The sequence below is a fragment of the Pseudomonas sp. gcc21 genome (assembly GCF_012844345.1).
In the GTDB taxonomy this organism is placed as follows: Bacteria; Pseudomonadota; Gammaproteobacteria; order Pseudomonadales; family Pseudomonadaceae; genus Halopseudomonas.
On the sequence record NZ_CP051625.1, the window covers coordinates 2,079,344 to 2,106,290 of the forward strand.

The 26,947-nt window shown below is 57.6% G+C and carries 27 protein-coding genes and 1 other RNA gene; 11 read left to right on the plus strand and 17 right to left on the minus strand.

Annotated features, from left to right (window positions below; all coding sequences use genetic code 11):
- Positions 1–170: 170 nt before the first annotated feature.
- Positions 171–519: RNase P RNA component class A (gene rnpB, locus HG264_RS09550), an RNA gene on the minus strand.
- 108 nt (positions 520–627) lie between these two features.
- Positions 628–1,482 carry a 16S rRNA (cytidine(1402)-2'-O)-methyltransferase gene (rsmI, locus tag HG264_RS09555; RefSeq protein ID WP_169407441.1) on the minus strand — a complete coding sequence of 285 codons (855 nt, stop codon included), beginning with the start codon at positions 1,480–1,482 and terminating at the stop codon, positions 628–630.
- A gap of 153 nt (positions 1,483–1,635) precedes the next feature.
- Between rsmI and HG264_RS09560 the strand changes: the two genes are divergently transcribed.
- Genes HG264_RS09560 through HG264_RS09575 form a run of 4 tightly spaced genes read left to right on the plus strand, consistent with a single transcriptional unit; the run spans position 1,636 to position 5,012 of the window.
- The gene (locus tag HG264_RS09560) at positions 1,636–3,465 is read left to right on the plus strand and encodes a penicillin-binding protein activator (protein WP_169407442.1); all 1,830 of its coding nucleotides are present in this window, start codon (positions 1,636–1,638) and stop codon (positions 3,463–3,465) included.
- Positions 3,462–3,836, plus strand: coding sequence for a YraN family protein (locus HG264_RS09565; protein WP_169407443.1), 375 nt, complete (start codon positions 3,462–3,464; stop codon positions 3,834–3,836). The genes HG264_RS09560 and HG264_RS09565 overlap by 4 nt, the downstream gene beginning before the upstream one ends.
- Positions 3,837–3,849: 13 nt before the next feature.
- Positions 3,850–4,443 (plus strand): phosphoheptose isomerase, encoded by a 594-nt coding sequence (locus HG264_RS09570; RefSeq protein ID WP_150299471.1) that lies wholly within the window; start codon positions 3,850–3,852, stop codon positions 4,441–4,443.
- Positions 4,443–5,012, plus strand: coding sequence for a BON domain-containing protein (locus HG264_RS09575; protein ID WP_169409081.1), 570 nt, complete (start codon positions 4,443–4,445; stop codon positions 5,010–5,012). Before HG264_RS09570 ends, HG264_RS09575 begins: the two co-directional genes overlap by 1 nt.
- A 73-nt stretch (positions 5,013–5,085) precedes the next feature.
- Here the strand turns inward: HG264_RS09575 and HG264_RS09580 are convergent, their stop codons facing one another.
- The 7 genes from HG264_RS09580 to rplM form a co-directional block, all read right to left on the minus strand.
- Positions 5,086–5,490 carry a ClpXP protease specificity-enhancing factor gene (locus HG264_RS09580; RefSeq protein WP_169409082.1) on the minus strand — a complete coding sequence of 135 codons (405 nt, stop codon included), beginning with the start codon at positions 5,488–5,490 and terminating at the stop codon, positions 5,086–5,088.
- Between the two features lie 37 nt (positions 5,491–5,527).
- Complete coding sequence (locus HG264_RS09585; RefSeq protein WP_169407444.1) at positions 5,528–6,157, minus strand: glutathione S-transferase N-terminal domain-containing protein; 630 nt, start codon at positions 6,155–6,157, stop codon at positions 5,528–5,530.
- A 165-nt stretch (positions 6,158–6,322) separates the two neighbouring features.
- Positions 6,323–7,102 (minus strand): cytochrome c1, encoded by a 780-nt coding sequence (locus tag HG264_RS09590; RefSeq protein ID WP_169407445.1) that lies wholly within the window; start codon positions 7,100–7,102, stop codon positions 6,323–6,325.
- Positions 7,102–8,325: a cytochrome bc complex cytochrome b subunit gene (locus tag HG264_RS09595; RefSeq protein ID WP_169407446.1), complete on the minus strand. Its 1,224-nt coding sequence runs from the start codon at positions 8,323–8,325 to the stop codon at positions 7,102–7,104. The genes HG264_RS09590 and HG264_RS09595 overlap by 1 nt, the downstream gene beginning before the upstream one ends.
- Positions 8,325–8,918 carry a ubiquinol-cytochrome c reductase iron-sulfur subunit gene (petA, locus tag HG264_RS09600; RefSeq protein WP_169407447.1) on the minus strand — a complete coding sequence of 198 codons (594 nt, stop codon included), beginning with the start codon at positions 8,916–8,918 and terminating at the stop codon, positions 8,325–8,327. Before petA ends, HG264_RS09595 begins: the two co-directional genes overlap by 1 nt.
- Positions 8,919–9,184: 266 nt before the next feature.
- A complete protein-coding gene (rpsI, locus tag HG264_RS09605; RefSeq protein WP_169407448.1) occupies positions 9,185–9,577 on the minus strand; it encodes a 30S ribosomal protein S9 in 393 nt (130 codons plus the stop codon).
- A gap of 11 nt (positions 9,578–9,588) precedes the next feature.
- Complete coding sequence (gene rplM / locus HG264_RS09610; protein ID WP_169407449.1) at positions 9,589–10,017, minus strand: 50S ribosomal protein L13; 429 nt, start codon at positions 10,015–10,017, stop codon at positions 9,589–9,591.
- A 257-nt stretch (positions 10,018–10,274) separates the two neighbouring features.
- Between rplM and HG264_RS09615 the strand changes: the two genes are divergently transcribed.
- Positions 10,275–11,315 (plus strand): NADP(H)-dependent aldo-keto reductase, encoded by a 1,041-nt coding sequence (locus HG264_RS09615; protein WP_169407450.1) that lies wholly within the window; start codon positions 10,275–10,277, stop codon positions 11,313–11,315.
- A 51-nt stretch (positions 11,316–11,366) separates the two neighbouring features.
- On the opposite strand, the gene zapE is transcribed toward HG264_RS09615, so the two are convergent.
- Both zapE and HG264_RS09625 read right to left on the minus strand, forming a co-directional pair.
- Complete coding sequence (gene zapE / locus HG264_RS09620; RefSeq protein WP_169407451.1) at positions 11,367–12,458, minus strand: cell division protein ZapE; 1,092 nt, start codon at positions 12,456–12,458, stop codon at positions 11,367–11,369.
- A 34-nt stretch (positions 12,459–12,492) separates the two neighbouring features.
- On the minus strand, positions 12,493–13,143 hold the full coding sequence (locus tag HG264_RS09625; RefSeq protein ID WP_169407452.1) for an alpha/beta hydrolase: 651 nt from the start codon (positions 13,141–13,143) through the stop codon (positions 12,493–12,495).
- A 244-nt stretch (positions 13,144–13,387) separates the two neighbouring features.
- Between HG264_RS09625 and HG264_RS09630 the strand changes: the two genes are divergently transcribed.
- Genes HG264_RS09630 through HG264_RS09650 form a run of 5 tightly spaced genes read left to right on the plus strand, consistent with a single transcriptional unit; the run spans position 13,388 to position 17,392 of the window.
- The gene (locus tag HG264_RS09630; protein ID WP_169407453.1) at positions 13,388–13,849 is read left to right on the plus strand and encodes a YhcB family protein; all 462 of its coding nucleotides are present in this window, start codon (positions 13,388–13,390) and stop codon (positions 13,847–13,849) included.
- Positions 13,850–13,897: 48 nt separating this feature from the next.
- Complete coding sequence (locus tag HG264_RS09635; RefSeq protein WP_169407454.1) at positions 13,898–15,034, plus strand: ABC transporter permease; 1,137 nt, start codon at positions 13,898–13,900, stop codon at positions 15,032–15,034.
- Entirely contained in the window at positions 15,031–15,834 is an 804-nt protein-coding gene (locus HG264_RS09640) for an ABC transporter ATP-binding protein (RefSeq protein WP_256663654.1), read from the plus strand. The genes HG264_RS09635 and HG264_RS09640 overlap by 4 nt, the downstream gene beginning before the upstream one ends.
- The gene (locus HG264_RS09645; RefSeq protein WP_169407456.1) at positions 15,834–16,772 is read left to right on the plus strand and encodes an MlaD family protein; all 939 of its coding nucleotides are present in this window, start codon (positions 15,834–15,836) and stop codon (positions 16,770–16,772) included. The genes HG264_RS09640 and HG264_RS09645 overlap by 1 nt, the downstream gene beginning before the upstream one ends.
- 2 nt (positions 16,773–16,774) lie before the next feature.
- Positions 16,775–17,392, plus strand: coding sequence for an ABC-type transport auxiliary lipoprotein family protein (locus tag HG264_RS09650; RefSeq protein ID WP_256663853.1), 618 nt, complete (start codon positions 16,775–16,777; stop codon positions 17,390–17,392).
- Positions 17,393–17,410: 18 nt separating this feature from the next.
- On the opposite strand, the gene HG264_RS09655 is transcribed toward HG264_RS09650, so the two are convergent.
- From HG264_RS09655 to guaB, 6 genes are all read right to left on the minus strand, one after another.
- Positions 17,411–19,306, minus strand: coding sequence for an acyltransferase family protein (locus tag HG264_RS09655; protein ID WP_169407458.1), 1,896 nt, complete (start codon positions 19,304–19,306; stop codon positions 17,411–17,413).
- A 190-nt stretch (positions 19,307–19,496) separates the two neighbouring features.
- Positions 19,497–19,790 (minus strand): hypothetical protein, encoded by a 294-nt coding sequence (locus tag HG264_RS09660; protein WP_169407459.1) that lies wholly within the window; start codon positions 19,788–19,790, stop codon positions 19,497–19,499.
- 18 nt (positions 19,791–19,808) lie between these two features.
- Positions 19,809–20,771 (minus strand): diaminopimelate dehydrogenase, encoded by a 963-nt coding sequence (locus tag HG264_RS09665; RefSeq protein WP_169407460.1) that lies wholly within the window; start codon positions 20,769–20,771, stop codon positions 19,809–19,811.
- Between the two features lie 616 nt (positions 20,772–21,387).
- Positions 21,388–22,101: a phosphoribosylaminoimidazolesuccinocarboxamide synthase gene (locus HG264_RS09670; protein ID WP_169407461.1), complete on the minus strand. Its 714-nt coding sequence runs from the start codon at positions 22,099–22,101 to the stop codon at positions 21,388–21,390.
- A 75-nt stretch (positions 22,102–22,176) separates the two neighbouring features.
- The gene (guaA, locus tag HG264_RS09675; protein ID WP_169407462.1) at positions 22,177–23,754 is read right to left on the minus strand and encodes a glutamine-hydrolyzing GMP synthase; all 1,578 of its coding nucleotides are present in this window, start codon (positions 23,752–23,754) and stop codon (positions 22,177–22,179) included.
- A 157-nt stretch (positions 23,755–23,911) separates the two neighbouring features.
- Complete coding sequence (gene guaB, locus HG264_RS09680; protein WP_169407463.1) at positions 23,912–25,381, minus strand: IMP dehydrogenase; 1,470 nt, start codon at positions 25,379–25,381, stop codon at positions 23,912–23,914.
- Between the two features lie 180 nt (positions 25,382–25,561).
- On the opposite strand from guaB, the gene xseA reads away from it, so the two are divergent.
- Positions 25,562–26,944 (plus strand): exodeoxyribonuclease VII large subunit, encoded by a 1,383-nt coding sequence (xseA, locus tag HG264_RS09685; protein ID WP_169407464.1) that lies wholly within the window; start codon positions 25,562–25,564, stop codon positions 26,942–26,944.
- Positions 26,945–26,947: the final 3 nt, after the last annotated feature.

A 26,947-nucleotide genomic window follows, 5' to 3' on the forward strand; every position in this document is an offset into this window, starting at 1 on the left:
GCCTTTAATGACGAAGGGTTAGCAAAAAAGCGGGGCAATACTGTGGTATACGGGGACGTGAGCGCCAGACAAAATATTGACGTCTCAAGCAGATATGACTGGAACTTAATGTGAACTATTACCAGGGATTATTTTTTGATCAGAAAAGAGAATGCGATAGGCGGGGAAAAAATAAGAGTTGGCCTGTAAGCCGGGTTCTGTCGAGGACAGTCATTCCTCTACGACAGCCATCACTGACTGCCTCTAGCAACCTACCCGAACCCAGTGCGGGCCGCACCAACGGGTTCCTATTTGGTCTTGCTCCGAGCGGGGTTTACCTAGCCACAGACTGTTACCAGCTGTGCGGTGCGCTCTTACCGCACCATTTCAACCTTACCGGCGCTTGCGCGCTTAGGCGGTATATTTTCTGCTGCACTTTCCGTAGGCTCGCGCCCCCCAGGTGTTACCTGGCACTCTGCCCTATGGAGCCCGGACTTTCCTCCCTACCGCAAGCGGTACGGCGACTGTCCAGCCAACTCTTGGACGCAAGGTTAGCGAGCTTCCTCAGGATGAGCAAGCACTCTTTGCAACGCTCTATAATGAGCGTTTCCGAAAGACGGACCAATTAGCCGGCAGCACGAACGCGACTCATGCCTTGCCGGTTTTTTCCAGCGCGATCTGATACAGGCGGTTTTTCTTCACGCCGGTCAACTGAGCAGCAAGGGACGACGCCTGCTTCACCGGCAACTCGGTCAGCAGAATATCCAGCACACGTTCAGCCTCCGGGTCCAGCCCGTCTCCTTCCGGCAGCGCCGGCATGCCTTCGACCACCAGCACACATTCGCCGCGCTGCTGATCGGAGTCACTACGTACCCAACCAACCAACTCGGCAAGCGGCGCGCCCTTGATTGTCTCAAAGGTTTTGGTCAGCTCCCGGGCAAGCACTACATGCCGTTCAGGCCCGAGCAGAGCCAGCATATCCTCAAGGCACTCGAGCAGCCGATGCGGCGCCTCGTAAACCATCCAGGTGCGGGGCTCGGCCGCCAGCGCCTGGATACGGGCCCGCCGCCCATGGGATTTGGCTGGCAAAAATCCTTCGAAGGCGAATCTGTCCGAGGGCAAACCGGCTGCACTGAGAGCTGCGATCAACGCGCAAGCGCCTGGAACCGGGCACACTCGAATACCGGCTTCGCGCGCCTGACGCACAAGATGGTAGCCAGGGTCGGAAATCAACGGCGTCCCCGCGTCTGAAATGAGCGCCATGTCTTCACCCGCACACATCCGCTCGATCAAGCGCTGACTTTTATCGCGCTCATTGTGGTCGTGGCAGGCGGTAGTCGGGGTGGTTACCCCAAAATGCTGCAGCAACCGGGCGCTGTGCCGGGTGTCTTCAGCGGCGATCAGCTGCACAGTACGCAGCACCTCCAATGCTCTAGGCGTAAGGTCCTGCAGATTGCCAATCGGCGTTGCGACAATGTACAGGGTTCCGGCGCTGGCGGACATATCATTACCTGAAGACGGGACTGGAACCGGCATTGTACAGGACGTGAGCAGGTTCCCGCGAAGCGCATGGCGGTCACCCCGCCCCTTGGTTACAATGACTGCCTCACAGTTACGGAGCCTTGTCAGCGAGGCTCACCGTGTAAGGATTGCCTGATGCCCCGCATGAATCGCCTGTCGCTTACAGCCCTGGCCATTGCCGTAATGCTTGGGGGCTGCGCAACCCCACCGCCCTCTCAATTGTCTGATCTGCCACGCACACCGGACGCAAGCGTTGAAGAAATCCTTGAGGATGCCGAGCGTTATTCGGGCGCCGAGGCGTACCTGCTGCGCTTGTACGCGGCACAGGCCGCATGGAGCACCAATCAGCCTGAGCGGGTGCGCAGCATCCTCAGCAGGATTCCGCAAAGTGAACTGCCGCCGGACCAGCAATTACGCTTCGCCGAACTCCAGGCGCGTAGCGCGCTGGCGCTGGAGCAGCCGGAAGCGGCTTTGCTCGCATTAAGGCACCCCTCGATGATCCATCTCGAGACTCAACCTATCGAGGACCAGCTGGCCATCCAGCAACTGCGTGCAGAGGCCTTTCAGGCTACTGGCGACCCGCTCAGCGCCGCCCGTGAGCGCACATTCATTGACGGCATGCTCCCACTGGGCGAGCGCGAAGCGAATCACCAGGCGATCTGGGAAGATCTCAATCGCGCCCCGCTGGAAGATCTGCACAAGGCGGCCGGCGAGGCCACAGGCGAATTCGCTGGCTGGGTGCAGCTGGCCCTGATTAGTCGCGAACAAAACAATCTGGATCTGCAGGTCCAGGGCGTCAACAAGTGGAAGGAAACCTTTTCCGACCATCCGGCAGCCAAGCTGATGCCTGACTCAGTCGCCCAGCTGCTCGAGCTGCATGCAAACCGTCCTACCCACATTGCTCTGTTCCTGCCTTTCGAAGGTCCGTTGGCAGCCGCGGCTCAAGCCCTTCGGGACGGCTTCATGGCCTCGCAATACCAGGCCCATAGCCAAGGCCTGGAGCAGCCACAAATCAGCCTGTATGACAGTACTGCCTACGCCGACCTCATGGCCTTCTATCGCGATGCCCAGGCCGAGGGTGTGCAATGGGTAATCGGCCCGCTGGAGCGTGATCAGGTGAGCCGTCTGGCGGGTATGCCAGAACTCCCCTTGCCAACCCTCGCGCTTAACTATACAGACAGCTCGATCAGCTCCGATCAAACGTTGTTCCAGTTCGGCCTGGCCCCGGAGGACGAAGCCCGCTCCGCTGCACGGCGCGCCTGGGACGACGGTCACAGGAACATGGCCGCATTGATTGCCCAGACTGATTGGGGGCAACGCTCCTTCGAGGCTTTTCAGGCGGAATGGGAAGCACTGGGCGGACGATTGGTTGGCCGCGAAGCAATCAATGAACCCGCAACCATTTCACGACAGATCGCCGACCTGCTGAATATCCGCGAGAGCGAACAACGCGGCTCCCGCATCCAGAGCACCCTAGGCAACAAGGTCGTCGTGCAGCCAACCCCGCGCCAGGATCTGCACGCGCTGTTTCTTGCCGCCACGCCACAACAGGCCCGACAGATCAAGCCGACGCTGGCCTTTCAATACGCGGCCGACCTCCCCGTTTACGCCACCTCCCATGCGTATCAACTAGGCGTGGATGCGGCGGATAACGCTGATCTCGATGGCATGCTGGTAGCAGAAATCCCTTGGCTGCTGACCCGGTCGGATGCCTTGTATGATTCTGTCAGCCGCAGCTGGCCGCAGGCAACCGGCGCAATGGGCCGCCTGTACGCAATGGGCGCCGACGCCCAAAGGCTATTCAGCCGCCTGCCGCAACTTCAGCGCTACGAAGAAGCCAGCATCGAAGGCGCAACCGGTCGTCTGACGCTAGGCCCGGACGGCCGCGTGCATCGCAGCCTGGGCTGGGGCGTAATCCATGAAGGACGCATCGTTCCGGTTGACGAGGTCATCAGCGCGCCATGATCCGCCTGACCGCCAAGCAAATCCTTGGCAATCAGGCCGAGCGTCTTGCAGAACAGCTTCTTCTTAGAGCAGGAATGCGACTGCTGGCGCGCAATTACCGATGCAAGCTGGGTGAGCTGGATCTGGTCATGCGCGACGCAGATACAGTAGTATTCGTTGAAGTACGCTTCAGGCGCACAGGCCAGTGGGGCAGCGCGGTAGAGACGGTTGACCGGCGCAAGCAGAAGCGCGTTATTGCTGCGGCTCAGCATTTTCTACTGACCCACCCTCAACTGGCCGACCAGCCTTGTCGCTTCGATGTCATTGCCGCCGATGGCAGTCCTGCGGATCCGGCGTCCTATCAATGGATCCGCGAAGCTTTTACTTGCTAACGAGTTCCTTCCTATGGATATGCAGCACCGCATCAGGCAACTGTTTACAGACAGTATCGAAACCAAGACCCGGGCCATGGAAGCTCTGGGACCAAGCATAGAGCAGGCGAGCCAGGTAATGGTTAACAGCCTGCTGAACGAAGGCAAGTTACTTTCCTGTGGCAACGGCGGCTCGGCCGGGGACGCACAACACTTTTCCTCGGAGCTGCTTAACCGCTTCGAGCGTGAGCGCCCCAGCCTGCCGGCGATCGCACTTACTACAGACAGCTCTACTGTCACCTCCATTGCCAACGACTACAGCTACGAAGAAATCTTTTCCAAGCAGATCCGCGCCCTCGGACAGCCAGGCGACGTCTTGCTGGCTATCTCCACCAGCGGCAATTCCGGCAACGTGCTTCAGGCCATCCAGGCGGCACATGATCGCGATATGCTGGTAGTTGCCCTGACCGGCCGGGACGGCGGCGCCATGGCCTCTCTGCTGCTACCGGAAGATGTCGAGATCCGGGTGCCGGCGCGCTCTACCGCCCGTATTCAGGAAGTACACCTGCTGGCCATCCACTGCCTCTGCGATCTGATTGATCGCCAGCTATTCGGGAGCGAAGAATGATGCTCAAAGGGATCTGCGTTTTGATGGTCGTGGCCACCCTGACCGGGTGCAGCGGCGTGCTGACGGCCACCCGGGATACGCCAATGCAAGGCGATCATGGTACCCGAACGCTCGGCAGCACCATTGACGATCAACTGATCGAGACCCGCACGAGCGTTAACATCGCCAAGGCTGACGTTGCACTGGAGCGCGACTCACGCATCGAGGTGACCAGCTTCAACGGCGTTGTACTGATTGTCGGCCAGACACCGAATGAAGAGCTGCGCAAAACTGCAGCGCGGGTGGCGAGCGAGGTGCAGCGCGTCAAGGTGGTGCACAACGAAATTACGGTAGGCCCGAAACTGTCATTACTGGCGCGCAACAACGACGCCCTGATTACCACCAGTGCCAAGAGCCGACTGCTAGCGGACAGCAACATACCCGGCCGCCGTATCAAGGTGGTCACGGAAGCAGGGGTAGTCTACTTGATGGGTCTGGTCAGACGCAGCGAAGCCGATCTGGCGGTGCAGGCAGTACAGCAGGTAGGCGGAGTTCAGCGGATCGTGAAACTGTTTGAGTATATCGACTGATAAGTCTTGGCCGGCCTCAGAAAGCCGGCCCAATCTTCCTTCCCCAAAGCCCGGTCGGCTTCGATAAATCCTTCTATTTGACAACCTTCAACGACGGCCGCCCGGACGGCTTGGCTTCCGTTCTGGCGTCGTCAGTACCATCCTTGTCGTCTTCAGGTGGCGGTGTGACCGGTTCTATTTCGAAGACCATGCCCTGGCCGTTCTCGCGCGCATAGATAGCCATAATGGCCTGAGCCGGCAGCCACACCTGCTGCGGGCGGCCGCCGAAACGGCCGTCAAAACTGATCTTGTCGTTATCCATCTCGAGATGCCGGATCGCACTGGGCGAGACATTAAGAACGATCTGCCCGCCTTCAACGAAACTATCGGGCACTACCGTGTCCGGATATTCCGCATTGACCAGAAGATAAGGGGTGCACTGATTGTCGAGAATCCACTCGTATAGCGCACGTACCAGATAGGGCCGGCTTGAGCTCATCTGAGCCATGCATGCCTCCTGAAATTAAGGTGAATGGCTACTGCATATCCTTTTCAGCGGACGAGAGGCTTCCGATAAAGCCGTCACGCTGGAAAATGCGATCCATGTAGTCCTGCAAGGGCTTGGCCTGTTTGGGCAGCTCGATCCCCAGCATGGGAAGACGCCACAGAATCGGCGCTATACAGCAATCCACAAGACTGAATTCATCGCTCATGAAAAAAGACATTTCAGCGAATACCGGAGCAACGCCGGTCAGACTCTCACGCAACTCCTTGCGTGCTTTCGCCGCAGCCGCAGCCGGCGTCCGTGGGTCTACTATCACGTCCACCAGATTGCACCAGTCGCGCTGCACGCGGTACATCAGCAAGCGCGTGTTGGCGCGTGCCACCGGATAGACGGGTAACAGTGGCGGATGCGGGAAACGCTCGTCCAGATACTCCATCATGATGTTGGGCTCGTAAAGCACCAGATCACGGTCAAGCAAGGTCGGAACGGTGTTGTAGGGATTGTTTTCGATAAGCTCCTGCGGATGATCGCCTGACTCGACGTTAATCACATCGACGGTAACCCCTTTCTCTGCCAAAACAATGCGCACGCGGTGACAATAATGGTCCCGTGGATCTGAGAAAAAAGCCATCGACGAACGTTTGCTGGCGGTAACACCCATATATCAACCCTCATCCTTAGCGCGTTGCGGTAGCAGCATGCATGCGTTGCCACGGCCGCGCAAACCAGGGATACCCCGGCCGCTATCAATTAGGCGGGCATTATACCCCAGAAACAGGCGCGCGCCCCTAAGGGCGCGCGCAATTGATCCAGTTAAAGCTGCGGATCAGTGAACGTCTTTCCAGTACTCGCGTTTCAGCAGGTAAGCAAAGATGAACAGGAAGGCCAGGTACAGCAGCACGTAGATGCCGATACGATGGCGCTCGAGCTTGATCGGGTCAGCCGAGTAAGCCAGGAAAGCGACCAGATTGCGAACAGTCTCGTCAAACTCCTCTTCGGTCTGCGTGCCAGTGCCCGGCACCACAGTCAGCACATCGCACTGCTCTTCCTGAACGGTTTCACCCGTTAGCGTATCGCGCATGGGCTTGCCATCTTCCATGACCGGCATCGCTTTACAGCCGATTACCTGATCACCCTGAAGCTCCGCAAGAACATTCGGCATCCCTACGTTCGGGAAAACCATATTGTTGGAGCCCAGCGGCCGCGAAGGATCGTTATAGAAAGTACGCATGTAGGTGTACAACCAATCCTCACCGCGCACACGGGAAACCATGGTCAGATCCGGCGGTGCAGCACCGAACCAGACCTTGGAATCTTCAGGACGCATGCCGTTCTTCATGTGGTCACCGATCAGAGCACCAGTGAAGACCATGTTCTCCATCATCAGCTCTTCAGGGATACCCAGATCAGTAGCGACACGCTCATAGCGCTGAAACTGAGCAGAGTGGCAACCCATGCAGTAGTTAACGAAGGTACGCGCACCATCCTGCAGAGAAGCCTTGTCGGTCAGGTCAATATTGGCCTCGTCCAGCTCGTATCCGCTGGCAGCGCCGAGCGCAACACAGGGCATCAGGGCAAATAACAGGGCAATTAGTCGATTTTTCATTAGCCAGGAATCCTCTCCGGAACGGCCTTGGTCTTCTCCATGCGGGTATAGAACGGCATGAGTATGAAGAAGGCGAAATACAGGACTGTACAGATCTGCGAAATCAGCGTCCGGGTATCGTTACCCGGGATCGCACCCAGAATGCCCAGCACCACGAACACGATGCAGAAGATAGCCAGCCAAAGCTTGCTCATCCAGCCCTTGTAACGGATCGAGCGTACCGGACTACGGTCCAGCCAGGGCAGCACGAACAGCACAGCGATAGAAGCACCCATCGCCAGTACACCCGGGAATGCGGAGCCGCCGATTGCAGGTACAGCGCGGAGAATCGCGTAGAACGGTGTGAAGTACCAGACCGGAGCGATGTGGTCAGGCGTCTTCAACTGGTTGGCCACTTCAAAGTTAGGATGCTCAAGGAAGTAACCGCCCATCTCAGGGAAGAAGAAGACCACGGTGCAGAACACGAACAGGAACACCACCACACCCACGATATCCTTCACGGTGTAGTAAGGGTGGAACGGAATGCCATCCAGCGGCTTGCCGGCTTCGTCCTTGCTCTTCTTGATGTCGATACCCAGCGGGTTGTTCGAGCCCACTTCATGTAGCGCAATGATGTGCAAGACGACCAGACCCAACAACACGATCGGTAGTGCAATAACATGCAGTGCGAAGAAGCGGTTCAGCGTAATACCGGAGATCAGGTAATCCCCACGCACCCACTGCGCCAGATCCGGACCAATGAACGGGATAGCACCGAACAGGGAGATGATTACCTGGGCACCCCAATAGGACATCTGACCCCAGGGCAGCAGATAGCCCATGAAGGCTTCACCCATCAGCACCAGATAGATCAGCATACCGAACAGCCATACCAGCTCACGGGGCTTCTGGTAGGAGCCATACATGATCCCGCGTAGCATGTGCAGGTAGACCACCACGAAGAATGCGGACGCGCCAGTCGAGTGCAGATAGCGCAGCAGCCAGCCGTAATCCACATCACGCATGATGTATTCGACAGATGCGAAGGCGCCCGCTGCCGAAGGCTCGTAGCTCATGGTCAGCCAGATACCAGTGATGATCTGATTGACCAGCACCAGCAGGGCCAGGGATCCGAAGAAGTACAGGAAGTTGAAGTTTTTCGGTGCGTAATACTTGCTCAGGTGGTCTTCCCAAACCTGAGTGACGGCCATACGTTCGTTGACCCAGTTAAGCAGCTTGCTCATCAGGCTGTCTCCTGATCCACGCCGACCACCAGAATGTCATCGGACTCATAGGAATGGGGTGGAACCGGAAGGTTCAGGGGAGCCGGCTGGCCCCGATGTACCCGACCGGACATGTCATAGCGGGAGCTGTGGCAGGGGCAGAAATAGCCACCCTTCCACTCCGACCCCATATCCGCCGAAGCGACTTCCGGGCGGAACAATGGCGAGCAACCGAGATGCGTACAGATCCCCATTACTACCAGCACGTCAGGCTTGATCGAGCGCGTTGCCGGGTCAACGTAATCGGGCTGATCAGATGCCTCGGACTGCGGATCCGCAAGTACCCCGGTATTTTCTTCCAGAATAGCCAGCGCCTCAGGCGTTCGGCGGGATACGAATACAGGCTGACCACGCCATTCAGCGACAATCTGCTGACCGGGCTCCAGCTTGCTGATATTAACCTTCACCGGCGCACCAGCCGCCTTGGCTCGGGCGCTCGGGAACCAGGACCCTATAAAGGGAACTGCTACCCCCACTACACCGGCGGCACCTACAACACTCGTGGCTGCCACCAGGAAGCGACGCCGGCCGTTATTAACGCCGTCATTACTCATCCAGTCGTCTCCCATCAGCTAAACAGGCCTTTTTACAAGGCTTTGAAGTTTTTTTGTACTGCTTGCACAAAATGAAACAGATGGTAATGAAAAAGCCCTTTTTTGACAAGGAGATATCCATACCACCTCTAGCCCGCAAGCCTCTGCCAGAGCGCGTCATTCGGGGTTTCCAGCGGAGCGACCAGGGCGCGTGACACCATGTCGCAGATACGACAACGCCCGGCATCCTTTGGGGAAACCGGGCGCTGTTGACGCAAGCGCGGAAATTAACGCTTGGAGTATTGCGGACGCTTACGCGCTTTACGCAGACCGACTTTCTTACGCTCAACCTCACGGGCATCGCGAGTAACGTAACCAGCCTTGCGCAGTTCACTGCGCAGAGTCTCATCATATTCCATCAATGCACGAGTGATACCGTGACGGATAGCACCGGCCTGACCAGTAGTACCACCACCCTTGACGGTGACGTATACGTCAAACTTCTCGGTGCTGTTAGTCAGCTCGAGGGGCTGACGAACGACCATACGTGCAGTCTCGCGACCGAAGAAGTTCTCGATGCTGCGGCTGTTGATGGAGATATTTCCGTTACCCGGACGCAGAAAGACCCGAGCAGTGGCAGTCTTACGACGGCCGGTACCGTAGTTTTGTGTTGCCGACATAATCAGTTCCCTTAAATCTTGAGTTCTTGAGGCTGCTGAGCCGCATGCGGATGAGCTGCACCTTTGTACACTTTCATCTTGCGGTACATTGCACGACCCAAGGGGTTTTTCGGCAACATGCCTTTTACGGCAGACTCGATCACGCGCTCTGGAGCACGATTGATGAGCTTTTCAAAGTTGATTGACTTGATGCCGCCCGGAAAACCGGAGTGGCTGTAGTAGATCTTGTCCTGAGCCTTATTACCGGTCACATGCACCTTTTCGGCATTAACGACAACGATGTAATCACCGGTATCGACGTGTGGGGTGTATTCGGGCTTGTGCTTGCCGCGCAGACGTGTAGCGATTTCAGTAGCCAGACGACCCAGGGTGAGACCACTGGCATCTACTACGTACCAATCACGTTTGACGGTTTCCGGTTTGGCGCTAAAGGTTTTCATTAATCCTAGCCTCAGAGGCCACTCTAATAAACAGAGGGCGAATCTTACAGAATGAAATGTGTTTTTACAAGACAACAAAGCCTAGACAGACACTCAGTGGGGGCTCTGTGGGTCTGGTGGCATCTGCGCTGTAAACCACGACAGGCTAGGCATCCTGTCGAAAGTGGCGGGCATTATGCCAAGAGAGGCAAAAATTTCAACCTTTATTTCCAGCCATGGTACTAATAAAGGCTTTCGCCAGCAGCAGGAGTTTCCCCATGCAATACCGCCCTCTCGGCCGCAGCCAGCTCAAAGTCAGTGCGCTATGCCTAGGCACCATGACCTGGGGTGAGCAGAACACCCAGACTGAAGCGTTCGCACAGATCGACCGCGCCCGCGATGCCGGCGTGAATTTCATCGACACCGCCGAGATGTATCCCGTTCCGCCGCGCGGAGAAACCTACACGGCAACCGAAACCATCATCGGTAACTACTTCCGCGAGCGTGGCGGTCGCGACAAATGGGTAGTTGCCAGCAAGATTGCCGGCCCGAACCGGGACATGCGCCACATTCGTGATGGCCAGACACGCTTCACCCGTCAGCATATTACCGCCGCACTGGACGGCAGCCTGCAGCGCCTGCATACCGATTTCATCGACCTGTACCAACTTCACTGGCCGGATCGCAGCACCAACATGTTTGGCAATCTCGGCTACCGGCACGACATCGATGAACAGCTGACCCCGATCGAAGATACGCTTGAGGTGCTCGACGAGATGGTCCGGGCCGGCAAGATTCGTCACATCGGGCTGTCGAACGAGACGCCCTGGGGCGTCAGCCGATTCCTGCATCTGGCAGAAAGCCGCGGCTGGCCGCGTATCGTATCGATCCAGAACCCCTACAATCTGCTCAATCGCAGCTATGAGGTCGGCCTCGCGGAAATATCGATGCGCGAGCAGACCGGCTTGCTGGCCTATTCTCCACTGGCATTCGGCACATTGACGGGCAAATACCTCAACGGCCTGCGACCGGAAAAGGCGCGACTCACCCAGTTCAGCCGCTTCACTCGTTACACCAATCCGGAAGCGCAGCACGCCTGCGCACGCTATGTGCAGCTCGCCCGCGACCATGGAATGGACCCGGCGCAGATGGCCCTGGCCTTTGTGACACGCCAACCTTTTGTGACCAGCAATATCATCGGCGCCACCAATATGGATCAGCTCAATCGCAACCTGAGCAGCATCAACATGGGCCTGTCCGATGCCATCCTCGAGGCCATAGCTGCCATACACCGGAGTCAACCCAACCCTGCGCCCTAGACGCTGACAACGGCACAACGAAAAAGGCCGCCTTTCGGGCGGCCTCTTGCGTCATGGCTTGTGCGGCCGCGACAGAAACTCATGGGACTGCATTTCCAGCAGCCGACTGAGGGTGCGCTGGAATTCGAACTCGAGCCGGCCGCCGGTATAGAGGTCCTTCAGCTCGACTTCTGCGGAGATGATCAGCTTCACATTGCGGTCGTAAAACTCGTCGACCATATTGATGAAGCGCCGCGCCATATCGTTCTTGGACACATCCATCTGCTCGACATTGGCGATCAGCACTGCGTGAAAGATCTTCGCGAGCTCGATGTAATCGTTCTGGCTCCGCGGGCCATCACACAGTTCCCGAAACTCGAACCAACCCACATCATCGCCCACCCGGACCGACTGCACGGGGCGGTTGATAACCGTCAGGGTTTCCCCTTCGACGACGTCAGCCAACTCGGGTACCAGACTCTCGAAACTGCGCCGCAGGCTGGCTTCAGCCTCCTCATCAAGAGGACAGTGGTAGAGCTCAGCCTGTTCCAGGGCGCGCAACCGGTAATCAACGCCACTGTCGACGTTGACTACTTCGGTGTGGCTGTTCAGCAAAGCAATGGCAGGCAGAAAGCGGGCACGCTGCAAACCATTCTTGTACAGGCCGTCAGGCACGATATTAGAGGTCGCCACCAGCGTTACGCCGTTGTGGAACAGCTCCTCCATTAGCGTCCCGAGGATCATTGCATCAGTGATATCCGAAACGAAAAACTCATCGAAACAGATCACCCGCGCTTCGTCGGCGAAGCGCTTGGCAATCAGCGAAAGGGGGTTCTTCTCACCCTTGAGCTTATCCAGCTCATGATGAACGCGCTGCATGAAACGATGGAAATGCGTGCGCATTTTGCGCTCGAAGGGTAGCGCATCAAAAAAGGTATCTACCAGGTACGTCTTGCCGCGCCCTACCCCGCCCCAGAAATATAACCCCTTCACCGGCTCCGGCTTCTTGCCCAGCAGCTTGCCGATCAGACCCGGCTTTGCTGATTCCTTCGCCACCAGTTCGTCATACAACCGCTGCAAATGGCGTACGGCATTTTCCTGGGCAGGATCGTGAAAGAAGTCCGGACGCTGAAGGTCCGCCTGATAGCGTGAAAGAGGCGTCATGCTGGGTCCACTGGAATACGGGAGGGCCGATACTCTAACCGTCAGATCCGGAGTTGGCAATCTGGCGCAAGTACTGCTCCACTGCGTCCTTGAGCTCAACCAGCCGACCATGAAAGAAGTGGCCTGTGTCCGCAAAGCGCTCCATGGCTACGCCTGACTTACCTTCCAGCAGCTCGAATACAGCAGCCGAGGCCACCACGTCGTCCGCCTCACCCATCATGACAACCGCGGGCCCTGCCAGCGGCATCAATTCATCAAAAGGCAACTTTTCGACAGAAGGCGCAACCAGCACCAGGCGATCCGGCCAGCTAACCAGCTGACTCGCGGCCGCAGCAGCCACGTAGCCGCCAAAAGAGAATCCCATCAGCCATAGCTTATCTGCGCCGAGATTGGCTCGGGCCCAGCCAATAACCGCCAGACAATCCTCGATCTCGCCTATACCATCGGCGTGCGCACCAGCGCTTTTACCCACACCCCGGAAATTGAATCGAATGGTGCTTGCGCCCTGATCCCGCGCCGCGCGCATCAACGTGTGCACCACCTTGTTCTGCATCGTTCCGCCATGCAAGGGGTGCGGATGACAGATCACAGCTACCGAATCCGCACCTTCGACTTTAGTGACCAGCATTTCAAGCAGGCCAGCCGGCCCTTCTATTAGCTGGACGTGTTCTGCTACTCGGCTCATGGCCCACTCCCGTGACTGTTATTGATCAAATGGCGTCGGATGCTCACAAGACTAACAGCTGTCCTGATTCACATACATGTCAGACGCGCCGTCAGGGTGCGACCAGACGCTGCGCAAACCTGACCCATGGACGTGCCTCGCGGGCGCAGGCGCGCGCATCACTAAAGATCAACAGACCCTAGCCTTGTACCCGAAATGCCGTTACCGTAACCCCATGCAGTGATCGACTTGATGAGGAACCAAGGTGGAACCAAACGAAAACCTCTGGATTGCAGTACTGATTTCCCTGGCGCTGGGCATAGTGATCGGCGTCGTCATTGCGCGCCTGACCAAACGCGTCGGCGGTGGCGGCGGAACCGGCACGCAAGCCCAGCTTGAAGGCCTGCAGCTGCGGTTCGAGGAGTACCAGCAGGAAGTCGCCAGTCATTTCAATACCACGGCGAGCCTGGTGTCGAAACTGAATCGCAGCCATCAGGAGATGCAAGCGCATCTGACGCAGGGCGCAGTCGAACTGGCTCCTGACGAGATGACACGCCAGCGCTTGCTCGCTGCACTGGAGGACGATTCCGATCCAATCCATAGCAGCAGACGCGAACGCCTGGACCCGGTGTTCGACAGCTTCGAGCCCCCACGCGACTACGCCCCGAAACTGGAAGATAGCCCCGGCACGCTGTCGGAAGAATACGGCGTCAAGCACAAGCGCTAAAGGCCGCCCCTGCACACTTAGTGCAGGGCTCACTTCGGGAATCCTGGCATGTCGGCGCTCCCCGAAAACCCTTTCCTGTCCCACAGTCCCGGTGACCCGCTGCACCTGGTCATCACCGGCGACTGGACCCTGCCGCACTATTCACAACTACGTCGGTTAATTGAAGGCCGTGGCGGCGCCAAGACAGCCTTGATGCAAGCCGACCTTGGCGGCCTCGGCGACCTCGATACAGCCGGCGGCCAGTTATTGGCTGAGTTGCTCGGTAGCGAATTACTCGAAACCGCTGCCGAGCAACAGCCGGACATGCCGGAAGAACGCCGCATCCTGCTACGGCGCATTGCGCGCAGCCTCGCTCCGGAAAGCGCACCTCGGGCAGACGGAAATGCGCTGGGCGATATGCTCGCGCAAGTGGGCAAGAGCATGCTTCTGTTCTGGGAGCATCTGGTATCTCTGCTCGGCTTTATCGGCCTGACGCTTGCCGGTCTGGCACGCAACCTTTTACGACCTGGCAACTGGCGAGTTACCGCCGTTGTCGCTCAGATAGAACAAACAGCACTCAACGCCGTACCGATAGTCGCCCTGCTGAGTTTTATGGTGGGCGCAGTGATCGCCTTTCTTGGTGCCACCGTACTGGCGGAGTTCGGGGCGAGCATATTCACCGTCGACCTGGTTGCGTTTTCCTTTTTACGTGAGTTCGGCGTCCTGTTGACGGCCATTCTTATGGCTGGTCGCACGGCCAGCGCCTTTACCGCCCAAATTGGCTCAATGAAGGCAAACGAGGAAATTGATGCCATTCGCGCTCTGGGCTTGAACCCGCTCGACCTACTGGTAATACCGCGCGTATTGGCCTTATTGATTGCCATGCCAGCGCTCACTTTTATCGCGATCCTGTCCGGCCTGTTCGGCGGTGGCATGGTGTGCGCCCTGGCACTGGATATATCGCCCACCATGTTCATCGGCCTCCTGCAGCAGAACGTTGACATGCAACACTTTCTGCTTGGCATGGCCAAGGCACCGGTGTTTGCCTTCCTCATTGCAATCATCGGCTGCCTTGAAGGGTTCAAGGTCAGCGGTAGCGCGGAGTCAGTCGGCGAACATACGACGTCGGCGGTGGTGCAATGCATTTTCGTTGTCATTCTGGTAGACGCCATGGCTGCCCTTTTCTATATGGAGATGGGCTGGTGAGTCAGGAACAGAACACACCGCTGGTAGAAGTACGCGGCCTGGTTAACCGGTTCGGTAGCCAGGTTATTCATGAGAATCTCGATTTGGATATTCACCGCGGCGAGATCATCGGCGTGATTGGCGGCTCAGGCACCGGCAAGTCAGTGCTATTACGCTCGATCATCGGGCTCAAGCCGCCAGACGCAGGCAGCGTCAAAGTGTTCGGCCAAGATCTTACCCGGCTCGATGCAAAGCAACGTTCGCATATGGAGCGGCGTTTCGGCGTGCTATTCCAGCGCGGTGCACTCTTCTCATCCCTGACCGTCAGCGAAAATGTGGCCGTGCCACTGATTGAACACGCTGGCCTGAGCCGGAACGATGCCGAACATCTGGCATGCATGAAACTCGCTCTGGCTGGCTTGCCGCCGAACGCAGGCAGTAAATATCCGTCAGAATTATCAGGCGGCATGATCAAGCGCGCTGCGCTCGCGCGGGCCCTGGCGCTGGATCCGGACATTCTGTTCCTGGACGAGCCCACTGCAGGGCTCGACCCGATCGGCGCTGCTGCCTTTGATCAGCTGATCAAGACACTGCGCGATGCGATGGGCCTTAGTGTATTCCTGGTCACCCACGACCTGGACACGCTGTATGCGATATGCGATCGGGTCGCAGTACTGTCAGAACGGCGCGTGTTGGTAGCTGATTGCCTGGAGCGCGTGGCCGCCACCGACAACCCCTGGATTCAGGATTACTTTCATGGCCCTCGCGGTCGGTCTGCGGCAAACGCTGCCAGCCTGTCCCGGCAACTGGAGCAAGATTGATGGAAACCCGCGCGCATCATGTACTGATCGGCCTCTTCACCCTGCTTGCCGCGGCGGCAGCCATAATCTTCGCTATCTGGCTGAGCAACGCCAGCTCCAGTCGGGCTTACAAGGAATACATCGTTGTTTTCAACGAAACGGTTACCGGGCTGTCCACCGGCGGCGCGGTGCAATACAGCGGCATCCGCATCGGAGACATCACCCGGTTGCGGCTGGATCCGGAAGACCCACGCAGAGTGCTTGCCAATATCCGTATCGAACCGGACGTTCCGATCAAGCAGAACACCCAGGCGCGCCTGCAGCTCACCGGCATCACTGGCACCTCTGTCATTGAACTCAGCCAGGGCACACCGCAGAGCCCGCCATTGCGCGCGCCAAGTGGCGAAACACCCGTGATCGTCGCGTCGCCCTCGCCAATATCGACATTGCTGACCAACGGCGAAGACCTGATGACCAATATCAACCAACTCGTCGCCAGCGCCCGCGACATCCTCTCCGAAGAGAACGTCGAGCGCATCGGCAATACACTCGCTTCAATTGAGCGCGCCACCGGCGTGATTGCCGGTCAGGGCGAGGACCTTGAGTACCTGCTGGCCGAGCTGACCAAGGTCAGCGCCCAGGCAACCCGAACCCTCGAGCAGACCGACCAGCTAATGAGCAATGCCAACACGCTACTCACCGAACAAGGCAGCAGAACCCTCGATGGCGCCGACCAGGCATTGAACTCGATAGCACGTACCAGCGCGGTGCTGGAGAACATGCTGACCGAGAATAGCGAGGCGTTTGCGAATGGCATGCGCGGGCTCGGCCAGCTGGAACCGGCCATCAGCGAGCTACGCGGCAGCTTGTCGTCCCTGCGCAACATTACCCGTCGACTCGAAGACAACCCGACCCGCTTCATTCTGGGGCGCGACTCGCTTGAGGAGTTCGAACCGTGAACATGCTGTCTCGCCTGCTTGGCACCAGTACATTGATCGGCGGCCTGCTGTGGCTCAGCGCCTGCACCGTGCTACCTGAATCCGAACCCATGACGGTATATCAGTTTCCGGCACCGCCAATGCAGACTGCAGGCTCTGGTGAAGCGATACCCGTGTCACTGCGGATCAACACGCCGCTGACCGGCTTCACTCTGGCCGGCCCGCGTATCCTGGTCAACCCTGACGGGCATGAGCTGAAAACCTACAAAGGCGCGCGCTGGTCCGATCCCTCCCCAGCCCTGCTGCGTGAATACATCGCCCAGTCATTCAATCAACACGGCGGTATCGCCACGGTGAGTACCGATGAGCACGGACTGCATGCCGATGTTCACCTGAGCAGCAATCTGCGCCGCTTTCAGGTCGTATACGCTGACGGCGCGGAAGTCGTTATCGAGCTCGACGCGCGCCTGGTGGAGGCTGGCACGCTGCGGGTGCTCTCGGACCGGACATTCGTTACCCGGCATCCGCTGAAGGACGAACAGCTGCCCGGCGTGGTCGCCGCCTACGGTCAAGCCAGCGAGAAGCTTATCGCAGCATTACTGCCGTGGACCTTGTGCGTCCTGCAGACGCAGGACAGGTAGCTCTGCCGCCGAGCAGTCTCACAGGTCGTTGATATACGCAACCATCGGCCCCATGAGCCCCAAAGAGTGAACGGCCCCGTCAAAGGTAAAATGACCGTAATCAAACGCGATCGGGACATTTTCTGCCGTCACGCTCTGGCATTGTTTGCCCTCAGAACAGAGCGTGTCGATCACGCTCAAGTATTCCGCCCGGTCTTTATTCACAGCTTTTTTCAACTCGCCGTCCACCGAGAATCGGTCGTCGTTTCTGAAATGTTCCAGCATCTCGGGCTCAGCCCCATAGAGAGATGCCTGCACCAACAATGTTGGCAGGTCTTTACTATATTCAACAGTGGGTCCGATTATGAAGATTTTATCGGCGAATTGATTCAAGTAAGGCAAGGTGAATTCCAGCCTTTCTGAATCAGATAGCTGCCAACGGCCCGACAGAATAATCACATCCAGCTTTTCTCCTTCAGGAAGAAACGTATTGAAAACATAGTCATTCAGATCAACGCAGCGCTTTTCCCCCGTCAATGGCAGCAGGGGAAGGCAACCGGATGACGTCGCCTGTAAAACATTCGTATTGGGATAAAGATGCAGCAATGCGCTGTTGAGATGTGCAGCATGAGAGTCGCCAAATAGAAGAATATCGGCTTTCTTATCTGATATATCCAAACATTCGTCGGCATTAAAGAAGGCAAAATTATCCTCCTTCGTAGTCAGGAAACATTTCCCGACTCTTGCCCCGCCAAGCCAGTCGTCGGATTCGTTGTATTCCAGATAACTGATGTATTCGACATCGTCGCCCACCATCTTATTATCAAAAAAGGCCCGGTTATCGATACCAAACCCTAACAACACGAAAGAAGCCAGGCCGATACCACTGACGGGGAAGACAAAACGCTTCTCGGACAACTTACCACTGCGAAAAGGCGCCTCCACAAACCGCCAGCTAAGATAGGAGATGACCAGTACCACAAGGCACAGAACCACCATTGTCATGTATGTGTAGTTGTCGAGCAGAGTATATTTTGCTAATGCGAGCACCGGTTGGTGCCATAAATAGGCGCTATAGCTTATCAACCCAATCCCCACCATAAGCCGACTGGCGAGCAGCTTATAGACCAGGGATCCTTCTACCGTAAACACAATCAGCAAGCACACCCCAACGATAGGGACAAGCGCATAAAGCGAAGGAAAGGGTGTGGAACTGTCGTACGCAAAGAAAGAAAACATTATGAGCCCGAAGCCCGACAGGCTCATGATTTCGGCGGTATTTCTTGAGAAGGCAGGCTTTTTGTCTCTCAGGTAGAAAGCAACCAGCGAGCCCATCAATAACTCCCAGGCTCGGGTTGGCAGCAGATAGTAGGTCGCCGTGGGTTTGTTATAGGCGCCCCAGTGCGCGACGGCAAGACTGATAACAGCAATTAACACGATGGAAGCTATAACGAACTTTTTACCCCAGCGCCAGGAGGCCATAAGAAACAAGGGGAAGAAAATATAAAACTGCTCCTCAACTGCCAGACTCCAGGTGTGAAGAAGCGGCTTCAATTCAGCAGATGTGTCGAAGTATCCACTCTCCATCCAGAACAGTATGTTCGAGGAAAAGATCGAGACAGCCCCCACGCTTTGCGCAAAATCGTCAAAATCCCTGGGCATCAATAACATGTAGCTGAAAGGAACAGATACAGCGACCACTAGAAACAGGACAGGCAATATCCTTCTGGCTCGCCTCAGGTAAAAATCAGCCAGACTGAACCTTGCATTCGCCAGTTCGCTGATCAAGATTGAGGTGATTAGATAACCGCTGATGACGAAAAAGATATCTACACCGATAAAACCGCCACTGATGACGGAAAATCCGGCGTGAAAAAGGATGACTGGGATGACAGCTAGCGCTCTTAAACCGTCGATTTCAGCTCGGTATTGCATAGATACATCCCTGTAGCGGAGGGCCAATCAGAAGCTCAGGCCCACCCCCTACAAAAATGGTTCAGACTTACCTTGCGAAATGCGACGTAGTCAGCAAATTAATATCAAAAGAAAGCGGGGCGCGAGCATCGACCGCGTCACAGCCTGCCAACCTCAAAAAAACGACTCACTGCCACTCGATTACGAATAGTCAATCTCCATGGCGTGCTGTCGCATGGACCTCGATGGGGGCCGTAACGCCGGGACGGATCAGCATCCAGGCCAACGCCGTCTGGGCGGGACGGGCATTGCCCTGTATATCTTCCCGGCCACGATACTTTCCAGTTAGAAAGCCGCTGGCAAACGAGAAGAAACTGACCACACCGATTTCCCGCTCTTGCGACACGTCAAGCGCCTGACGTAAACGCGAGGCGAACATGTCGGCAAAAGACATTTGTTGGGTGATCGCCAGCCGCGCGGCCTCGGCGTCGCTAATGCTGTGCAACCCACTGATCAGTTCCGCCTAGACGTCGCGCGCGATTAGCTCGTCCAGCGGGGTAGGTGATATCAGGTAAGGAGCGACTTCCAGCACTGTAAAGGCACCGCTCTGACCGGCAGCTTTCAAACGGTGTGCCGCACGGCCGTAGGCCACCTGGACAGCGGCGGTGAAGTCCGGATTGCGGTCCAGCTTCAGGATGTACTCGATAGTGTGACTAAAACCGCCGGTGTCGCCGGTGGTGACCACATGGCCGCCATGCGGCATGCCGGTGTGCTCACGGTCGAAGGTCTCTTCATCAATGAAGTGGACCTCGGTCTGGTAGCCGACGAAGTAGTCCGGCATGGTGCGGATGTCGTTCTCGATGCGCTGCTGATCGGCCTCATCCGCGACTATCCAGCACTGGCGCACATGCGCCTGCTTACCACTCAAATCTCCCGCCTCGCCCTTGCGGGCCAGCTCCAGCGCCGCTCCGGAGGGCAGCGTATACTGCACACCCTTTTTCACACCCGCGACACGGCGCACCGCATCGGAATGCCCCTGCGACAAACCCGGCCCCCAAAAGCTGTGCTGCTGAGCGTTCGGCAGGATGGCCTCGGCCAAAGTCCGATTCAGGGAGAACATGCCCGGGTCCCAACCGGTGGACACCAGCGCAACATTGCCGGCCTTCCTGGCTGCTTCATCCATCACCTGACGGTGGCGCGGAACGTCGCGGTGGTTATCATAGGTATCCACGGTGTTGGCGAACTTCGCGTACTGCGGCGCGAGCTCGGGGATATCCGTGGCGCTGCCCAAACAGAGGAAGAGCACGTCCACCCGATCGGCGTAATTAGCGATCTCGTCGATCGGAAAAACCGGGGTCTCGGTGTCCAACTCGGTGCGGCGGGAGAAGATGCCCACCAGCTCCATATCCGGCTGCAGCCCGATAATTTTTTCCACGGACTTGCCCAGGTTGCCGTAGCCGACGATAGCGGCGCGGATAGTGCTCATATGATTGGCTCCTACAAAGTTTTTCCGATGATGTTTCCGTGTATGAGGTTACCAGCGCGGGCCTCCGACAGACGAAAAATGAAAAACCCGCAAATGTGCGGGCTTTTCGCTACGCTATGAATTGTCTATGAACTCGGCTCTGGGCATGCCAAGCGGTAAGTCACTCCCACTCGATTATCAGCAGATAAAATTTTACCTTAAAAATCAGTGTATTAAAAATAAACACCCAAGCAATACCATAACAATACCATCCCAAATATTTACTCTTAAAAGCGCTAGAAACAGCGATAAGCCGAGCAGCCACTTTGACGCGACGCCTGGAGCGGGTAACGATCTACCACATCAAATCGGCAATTCAAGCATCGAAAAAAGCGAACTATATTGCACAAAATTAAATTGTGAACAATGGTTATCAGCAGCCCATAGGAGGATCACAGGCTAACTGCTAATTTTGAATAGCAATAATGAAAGCTTATCGTATCTCGCACGGTGAAACTATTGATGGACTGCGGTTGGAGAGCCTTGTCGACCGCCCTCTTGCCCCATACGAAGTAAAGCCCGCAGTCATGAACTACGGGCTTCGTGGAGTTGATGCTGTTAGCTGTGCCCCAGCACCCTAGCAAATCAGCTGTTCGTACAGCGTCCCGTGTTCCAGCACTTTGCCTTCGCCGTCCATGACCCGCATCGCATCTGCCGAGACCTCGTCGATGACCACGACCTCGCCATCGACGAAGCCGATTTCGATCTTCATGTCGATCAGACTGAGTCCCTTGTCGGTCAGGTCTGACTCGACAATACGGCACACCTGACGGGTGAGATCCTTGGCCTGATCGAGATGCTGTTGGCTAAGGAGGCCGAGGGCAACGATGGTGTCGTCGTTGATGAGCGGATCACCGCGTTCGTCGTCCTTGATGGTGATCTCGACGAGGTAGTCGAGCGTACTCGTAGTTTCACCGATGTAATTTTGGTAACGGCGCTGGAAGCTGCCCCAAGGCCGGGTGCGGCAGATGAATTCGAGGCCGCCCTTGCCGCTGATATCCTTGCCCAGGGGCTCGGCGCGACGGACTTCCATGCTGGCCTGCTCGAGGTCGAGACGCACCAGATGGGTAGGGATGCCAGCGGCATGGAGACACTTGAAGAAATGCTCGGTCATGGCGAGAGACTTTCGGCCCTTGCCTTCAACCTGACCGATGACGGTGTTGGCACCCGGTTCGATGACGCCATCCTCACTACCGGTGACGTCGTCCTTGAAGACGAGAAGGATGTTGTCATTCGCCAGGGCGTACAGGTCTTTTGTCTTGCCGGAATAGATCTTTTCGCTGCTGTTCATCGGTTTACTCGCTGGTAGTTCCACTATCCCCTTCGGGGGCAAAGACGGGGTACCGGAGCGCCCCGCTGCTGCAACTCACTCCCACTCGATAGTGGCCGGCGGCTTGCTGGAAATATCGTAGGTCACCCGCGATATACCGCTGATTTCGTTGATGATGCGGTTGGATACCAGTTCAAGGAACTCGTAGGGCAGATGCGCCCAGCGCGCCGTCATGAAATCGATGGTTTCCACCGCGCGCAGCGCGATTACCCATTCGTAACGACGACCATCCCCGACCACGCCGACCGAGCGCACTGGCAGAAAGACCGCGAACGCCTGGCTGGTCTTATGGTAGAGGTCAGCCCGGCGCAGTTCTTCGATGAAGATGTGATCGGCGCGCCGCAGAATCTCCGCGTATTCTTTACGCACTTCCGCAAGAATCCGTACACCCAGGCCCGGGCCGGGGAACGGATGACGGTAGACCATATCGTAGGGCAGCCCGAGCTCGAGGCCGATCTTGCGCACTTCATCCTTGAACAGCTCACGTAGCGGCTCAACCAGATCGAACGCCATGTCATCCGGGAGACCGCCCACGTTGTGGTGGGATTTGATTACGTGAGCCTTGCCGGTCTTGGCTCCCGCCGACTCGATCACGTCCGGGTAGATAGTGCCCTGGGCCAGGAAGCGGATGCCTTCCAGCTTGGTCGCTTCCTGATCGAATACTTCGATGAAGCTGCGGCCAATGATCTTGCGCTTCTCTTCCGGGTCGGTAACGCCCAGTAGCCTGGACAGGAACATATCCTCGGCGTCTACGCGAATTACTTTCACGCCCATGTTCTCGGCGAACATGGCCATGACCTGATCGCCCTCATGCAGGCGCAACAGACCGTTATCGACGAATACGCAGGTGAGCTGATCACCGATAGCCTGATGCAACAAGGCAGCAACGACAGAGGAATCCACGCCGCCGGAAAGGCCCAGCAGCACCTTGGCGTCACCGACCTGCTCGCGCACTGTCGCAATGGCGTCCTCGACAATATTGGAGGGCGTCCAGAGCGCTTCACAGCCGCACAGCTCCAGCAGGAAGCGCGACATCAGGCGCAAGCCCTGCTTGGTATGGGTTACTTCAGGATGAAACTGCACCCCGTAGAAGTGGCGGCTCTCATCGCCCATAGCCGCGATCGGACAACTGGGCGTGCTGGCGATGATATGAAAGCCCTCAGGCAGGTCCATGACCTTGTCGCCATGACTCATCCACACGTCCAGTCCGAACATGCCATCAGCGTCAACGTGATCTTCTATGCCGTCCAGCAGCGCGCTCTTGCCAACGATATCAACGCGCGCATAGCCGAATTCCTGCTTGTCTGAACCCTTGACGCTACCACCGAGCTGCGCTGCCATGGTCTGCATGCCATAGCAGATGCCCAGCACTGGCACGCCCAGTTCATACACCACTTCCGGCGCACGCGGTGAACCCTCGTTCGGCACGGACTCCGGTCCGCCAGCCAGGATGATGCCTTTGGGGGCGTAAGCACGAATATCCGCTTCGTCCATATCCCATGCGCGAATTTCGCAGTAGACACCGATCTCGCGTACGCGACGGGCGATCAATTGAGTGTACTGGGAGCCGAAATCGAGGATCAGGATCCGGTGCGCGTGAATATCGTGAATCATGTGCTTTCCTTCGGAAAGAGCGTGTAGCTAAAAGCCGGAAGCCGGTAGCGGGACGGCGAAGTGACTTCGCATCCCGCCGCCCGCTTCCGGCACCTTATATTTGCTGGAAACTCAAGCGAGCCTGCCGCAGCGCTGAGCGTTGGCACGTTCAGTCCAATCAACTCACCCGGTAATTGGGCGCTTCCTTGGTAATCTGCACGTCGTGCACGTGGGATTCGCTCATGCCTGCTCCGGTGATCCGGACAAACTCCGGCTTGCTGCGCATCTCCTGGATCGAGGCGCTGCCAGTGTAGCCCATGGACGCACGCAGCCCGCCCATCAGCTGATGGATGATGGCGCCAAGTGAACCCTTGTACGGAACGCGACCTTCGATCCCCTCGGGAACCAGTTTCTCTGCGCCGGCACTGGAATCCTGGAAGTAGCGGTCGGATGATCCCTGGCTCTGCGCCATGGCGCCCATCGAACCCATCCCCCGATAGGCTTTGTATGAGCGGCCCTGGAACAGCTCGATTTCGCCTGGTGCCTCTTCGGTACCCGCAAACATCGAGCCCATCATCACTACCGATGCACCGGCGGCGATAGCCTTGGACAGGTCGCCTGAAAAGCGGATACCGCCGTCGGCAATCAAGGGGATGTCGGTATCCTTCAAGGCTGCAGCCACGTCGGCAATGGCCGAGATTTGCGGCACACCGACGCCGGCCACGATACGGGTCGTGCAGATGGAACCGGGACCAATGCCCACCTTGACTGCATCAGCGCCCGCTTCAGCCAGCGCCAATGCAGCTGCGCCGGTAGCGATGTTGCCGCCGATCACCTGGATCTCCGGGAAGTTCTGCTTGACCCAGCGAACGCGGTCGATCACGCCCTTGGAGTGGCCGTGAGCCGTATCGACCACCACCACATCGACGCCAGCAGCGACCAGCGCCGTTACGCGGTCAGCGGTTTCCTGACCGGTGCCGACAGCGGCACCCACCAGCAGGCGACCCTGGTCGTCCTTGGCCGCATTGGGATAGGCGCGGGCTTTCTCGATATCCTTGACGGTCATCATGCCCTTGAGATGGAAAGCGTCATCGACAATCAGCACTTTCTCGATCCGGTGGCGATGTAGCAGTTCGCGGACCTCGGCGGCGCTGACGCCCTCCTTCACCGTCACCAGTTTGTCCTTGGGCGTCATGACATCGCTGATCAGCGCATCCATACGGGTTTCAAAGCGCACGTCACGGGCGGTGACAATGCCCACCAGACCGCCATTGGACAGCACCGGTACGCCGGAGAAGGTGTGTTGGCGCGTCAGTTCAATCAGATCGCCAACGGTGGCGCTGGCATCGATGGTAATCGGATCCTTGACCACGCCAGATTCGTACTTCTTGACCTTGCGGACTTCAGCAGCCTGCTGATCAATCGTCATGTTCTTGTGGATGATCCCCATGCCTCCTTCCTGAGCCATGGCGATCGCCAACCGGGCTTCGGTTACGGTATCCATGGCAGCAGACAGCAGCGGAATATTCAGTTCGATACGCCGGGTAAGCCGGGTCTTGAGGCTGACATCATTGGGCAGTACTTCAGAGTAACCTGGCACCAACAGAACATCGTCGAAGGTAAGGGCTTCTTGGCTTATTCGCAGCATAACGGAGGCTCCCGAGCGGGAAAAATGGAAGCGCGTCATTATACCTATCAGGTCGAAGGCACTCAATTGGAATCACGCAGGCGGACAATTTAATATTGCACACTTGTCTGGTGACTCGCAGCCTTGGCCAGACGGCACCAGACCCTAACCCCCCGCCGCGTTCCGCGTTAAGATGCACCGATGAATGACAATGCCATATTCCAACGCCTGAATACCGAGCGCGAAATCCTTACCGTCAGCCAGCTTAACGCGCGCGCGCGCAGCCTGCTCGAGGAGGTATTTCCGCGTATCTGGGTCGAAGGTGAACTGTCCAATCTGTCGCGTCCCTCCTCCGGCCACATGTACTTCACCCTGAAGGACAGCAAGGCTCAGGTGCGCTGCGCGCTGTTTCGCCAACACGCCGCACGGGTTCGCCTGGACCTGCGTGACGGGTTGCTGATCCGCGCCCGCGGCCGGGTAAGCCTGTATGAAGGGCGTGGCGATTATCAATTGATCCTCGATAGCATCGAGCCAGCCGGGGACGGGGCATTGCGCCAGGCATTCGAGGCGCTCAAGGCCAAACTGCAGGCCGAAGGTTTATTCGATGCCGCCAGCAAACGGACGTTACCGACTCACCCTCGGCGCATCGGCGTCATTACCTCGCCGAGTGGCGCGGCGGTGCGCGACATCATCAGCGTGTTCGGTCGCCGTGCGCCCTTCGTGGAGCTGGTAGTCGTACCTACACCCGTTCAGGGCCGCGACGCCGCACCACAGATCGTCAAGGCTCTTCAGCTGGCGGACCGCAGCGGCTTTGACGCGCTGATCATGGCCCGCGGCGGTGGCTCACTGGAAGATCTCTGGCCGTTCAATGAGGAGGCCGTTGCCCGTGCGTTGCATGCGTGCGTTACGCCGACCGTCTGCGCTGTCGGACACGAGACCGATGTGTCCATCAGCGATTTTGTTGCCGACGTGCGAGCCCCGACCCCCTCTGCCGCAGCCGAATTGCTGAGCCCGGATCAACAGGCGATGCTGTCACAGCTTGAACGCGTCCAACGCCAGCTACGCCAATGCATGCGCGCCCACCTGGGTCGCGAGCAGGCGGCCCTGGATAGCCTGCGCAAGCGATTGCGCCATCCTGGCGAACGGCTCTCACAGCAAGCGCAAAAGCTGGACGACCTGGAGTTACGGCTGCGGCGTGCCCAGATGCAGCAGCAATTACGTTTCACGCAACGATTCGAGCGCCTGCAAGGGCGGCTACAGGCGCAGCATCCAGGCCAGACCATTGAATTACTGCGTCAGCAATTGGCGCATCTGGACCAACGCTTGCCGCGGGCGATGCACCAGTCGCTCGAGACCCATCGTCAGCGACTCGGCAATCTTGGTCAGACCTTGCATCTGGTCAGCCCCCTGGCCACGCTTGGCCGCGGATACAGTATCCTGCTCGACCAGCAGGGCCGCGCGGTACGCAGCCATACTGATGCACGGCCCGGGCAGCGTCTTGAAGCCCGCCTCAGCGACGGGCGTCTTGCGCTTCGGGTCGAATCGAACTCTTCCGAGCCCCACACACTTCCGCTATTAGACTGAACA

What these genes read in the sequence shown, in the direction of transcription:
- rplM (WP_169407449.1), bottom strand. Translation starts at nt 10,017, where the DNA reads ATGAAAACCTTTAGCGCCAAACCGGAAACCGTCAAACGTGATTGGTAC.
- zapE (WP_169407451.1), bottom strand. Translation starts at nt 12,458, where the DNA reads ATGACGCCTCTTTCACGCTATCAGGCGGACCTTCAGCGTCCGGACTTC.
- HG264_RS09665 (WP_169407460.1), bottom strand. Translation starts at nt 20,771, where the DNA reads ATGAGCACTATCCGCGCCGCTATCGTCGGCTACGGCAACCTGGGCAAG.
- HG264_RS09670 (WP_169407461.1), bottom strand. Translation starts at nt 22,101, where the DNA reads ATGAACAGCAGCGAAAAGATCTATTCCGGCAAGACAAAAGACCTGTAC.
- HG264_RS09645 (WP_169407456.1), top strand. Translation starts at nt 15,834, where the DNA reads ATGGAAACCCGCGCGCATCATGTACTGATCGGCCTCTTCACCCTGCTT.
- petA (WP_169407447.1), bottom strand. Translation starts at nt 8,918, where the DNA reads ATGAGTAATGACGGCGTTAATAACGGCCGGCGTCGCTTCCTGGTGGCA.
- HG264_RS09570 (WP_150299471.1), top strand. Translation starts at nt 3,850, where the DNA reads ATGGATATGCAGCACCGCATCAGGCAACTGTTTACAGACAGTATCGAA.
- HG264_RS09565 (WP_169407443.1), top strand. Translation starts at nt 3,462, where the DNA reads ATGATCCGCCTGACCGCCAAGCAAATCCTTGGCAATCAGGCCGAGCGT.
- HG264_RS09635 (WP_169407454.1), top strand. Translation starts at nt 13,898, where the DNA reads ATGTCGGCGCTCCCCGAAAACCCTTTCCTGTCCCACAGTCCCGGTGAC.
- HG264_RS09625 (WP_169407452.1), bottom strand. Translation starts at nt 13,143, where the DNA reads ATGAGCCGAGTAGCAGAACACGTCCAGCTAATAGAAGGGCCGGCTGGC.
- HG264_RS09655 (WP_169407458.1), bottom strand. Translation starts at nt 19,306, where the DNA reads ATGCAATACCGAGCTGAAATCGACGGTTTAAGAGCGCTAGCTGTCATC.
- HG264_RS09560 (WP_169407442.1), top strand. Translation starts at nt 1,636, where the DNA reads ATGCCCCGCATGAATCGCCTGTCGCTTACAGCCCTGGCCATTGCCGTA.
- HG264_RS09575 (WP_169409081.1), top strand. Translation starts at nt 4,443, where the DNA reads ATGCTCAAAGGGATCTGCGTTTTGATGGTCGTGGCCACCCTGACCGGG.
- rpsI (WP_169407448.1), bottom strand. Translation starts at nt 9,577, where the DNA reads ATGTCGGCAACACAAAACTACGGTACCGGCCGTCGTAAGACTGCCACT.
- guaB (WP_169407463.1), bottom strand. Translation starts at nt 25,381, where the DNA reads ATGCTGCGAATAAGCCAAGAAGCCCTTACCTTCGACGATGTTCTGTTG.
- HG264_RS09590 (WP_169407445.1), bottom strand. Translation starts at nt 7,102, where the DNA reads ATGAAAAATCGACTAATTGCCCTGTTATTTGCCCTGATGCCCTGTGTT.
- HG264_RS09615 (WP_169407450.1), top strand. Translation starts at nt 10,275, where the DNA reads ATGCAATACCGCCCTCTCGGCCGCAGCCAGCTCAAAGTCAGTGCGCTA.
- HG264_RS09650 (WP_256663853.1), top strand. Translation starts at nt 16,775, where the DNA reads ATGCTGTCTCGCCTGCTTGGCACCAGTACATTGATCGGCGGCCTGCTG.
- guaA (WP_169407462.1), bottom strand. Translation starts at nt 23,754, where the DNA reads ATGATTCACGATATTCACGCGCACCGGATCCTGATCCTCGATTTCGGC.
- HG264_RS09580 (WP_169409082.1), bottom strand. Translation starts at nt 5,490, where the DNA reads ATGAGCTCAAGCCGGCCCTATCTGGTACGTGCGCTATACGAGTGGATT.
- HG264_RS09595 (WP_169407446.1), bottom strand. Translation starts at nt 8,325, where the DNA reads ATGAGCAAGCTGCTTAACTGGGTCAACGAACGTATGGCCGTCACTCAG.
- xseA (WP_169407464.1), top strand. Translation starts at nt 25,562, where the DNA reads ATGAATGACAATGCCATATTCCAACGCCTGAATACCGAGCGCGAAATC.
- HG264_RS09585 (WP_169407444.1), bottom strand. Translation starts at nt 6,157, where the DNA reads ATGGGTGTTACCGCCAGCAAACGTTCGTCGATGGCTTTTTTCTCAGAT.
- rsmI (WP_169407441.1), bottom strand. Translation starts at nt 1,482, where the DNA reads ATGTCCGCCAGCGCCGGAACCCTGTACATTGTCGCAACGCCGATTGGC.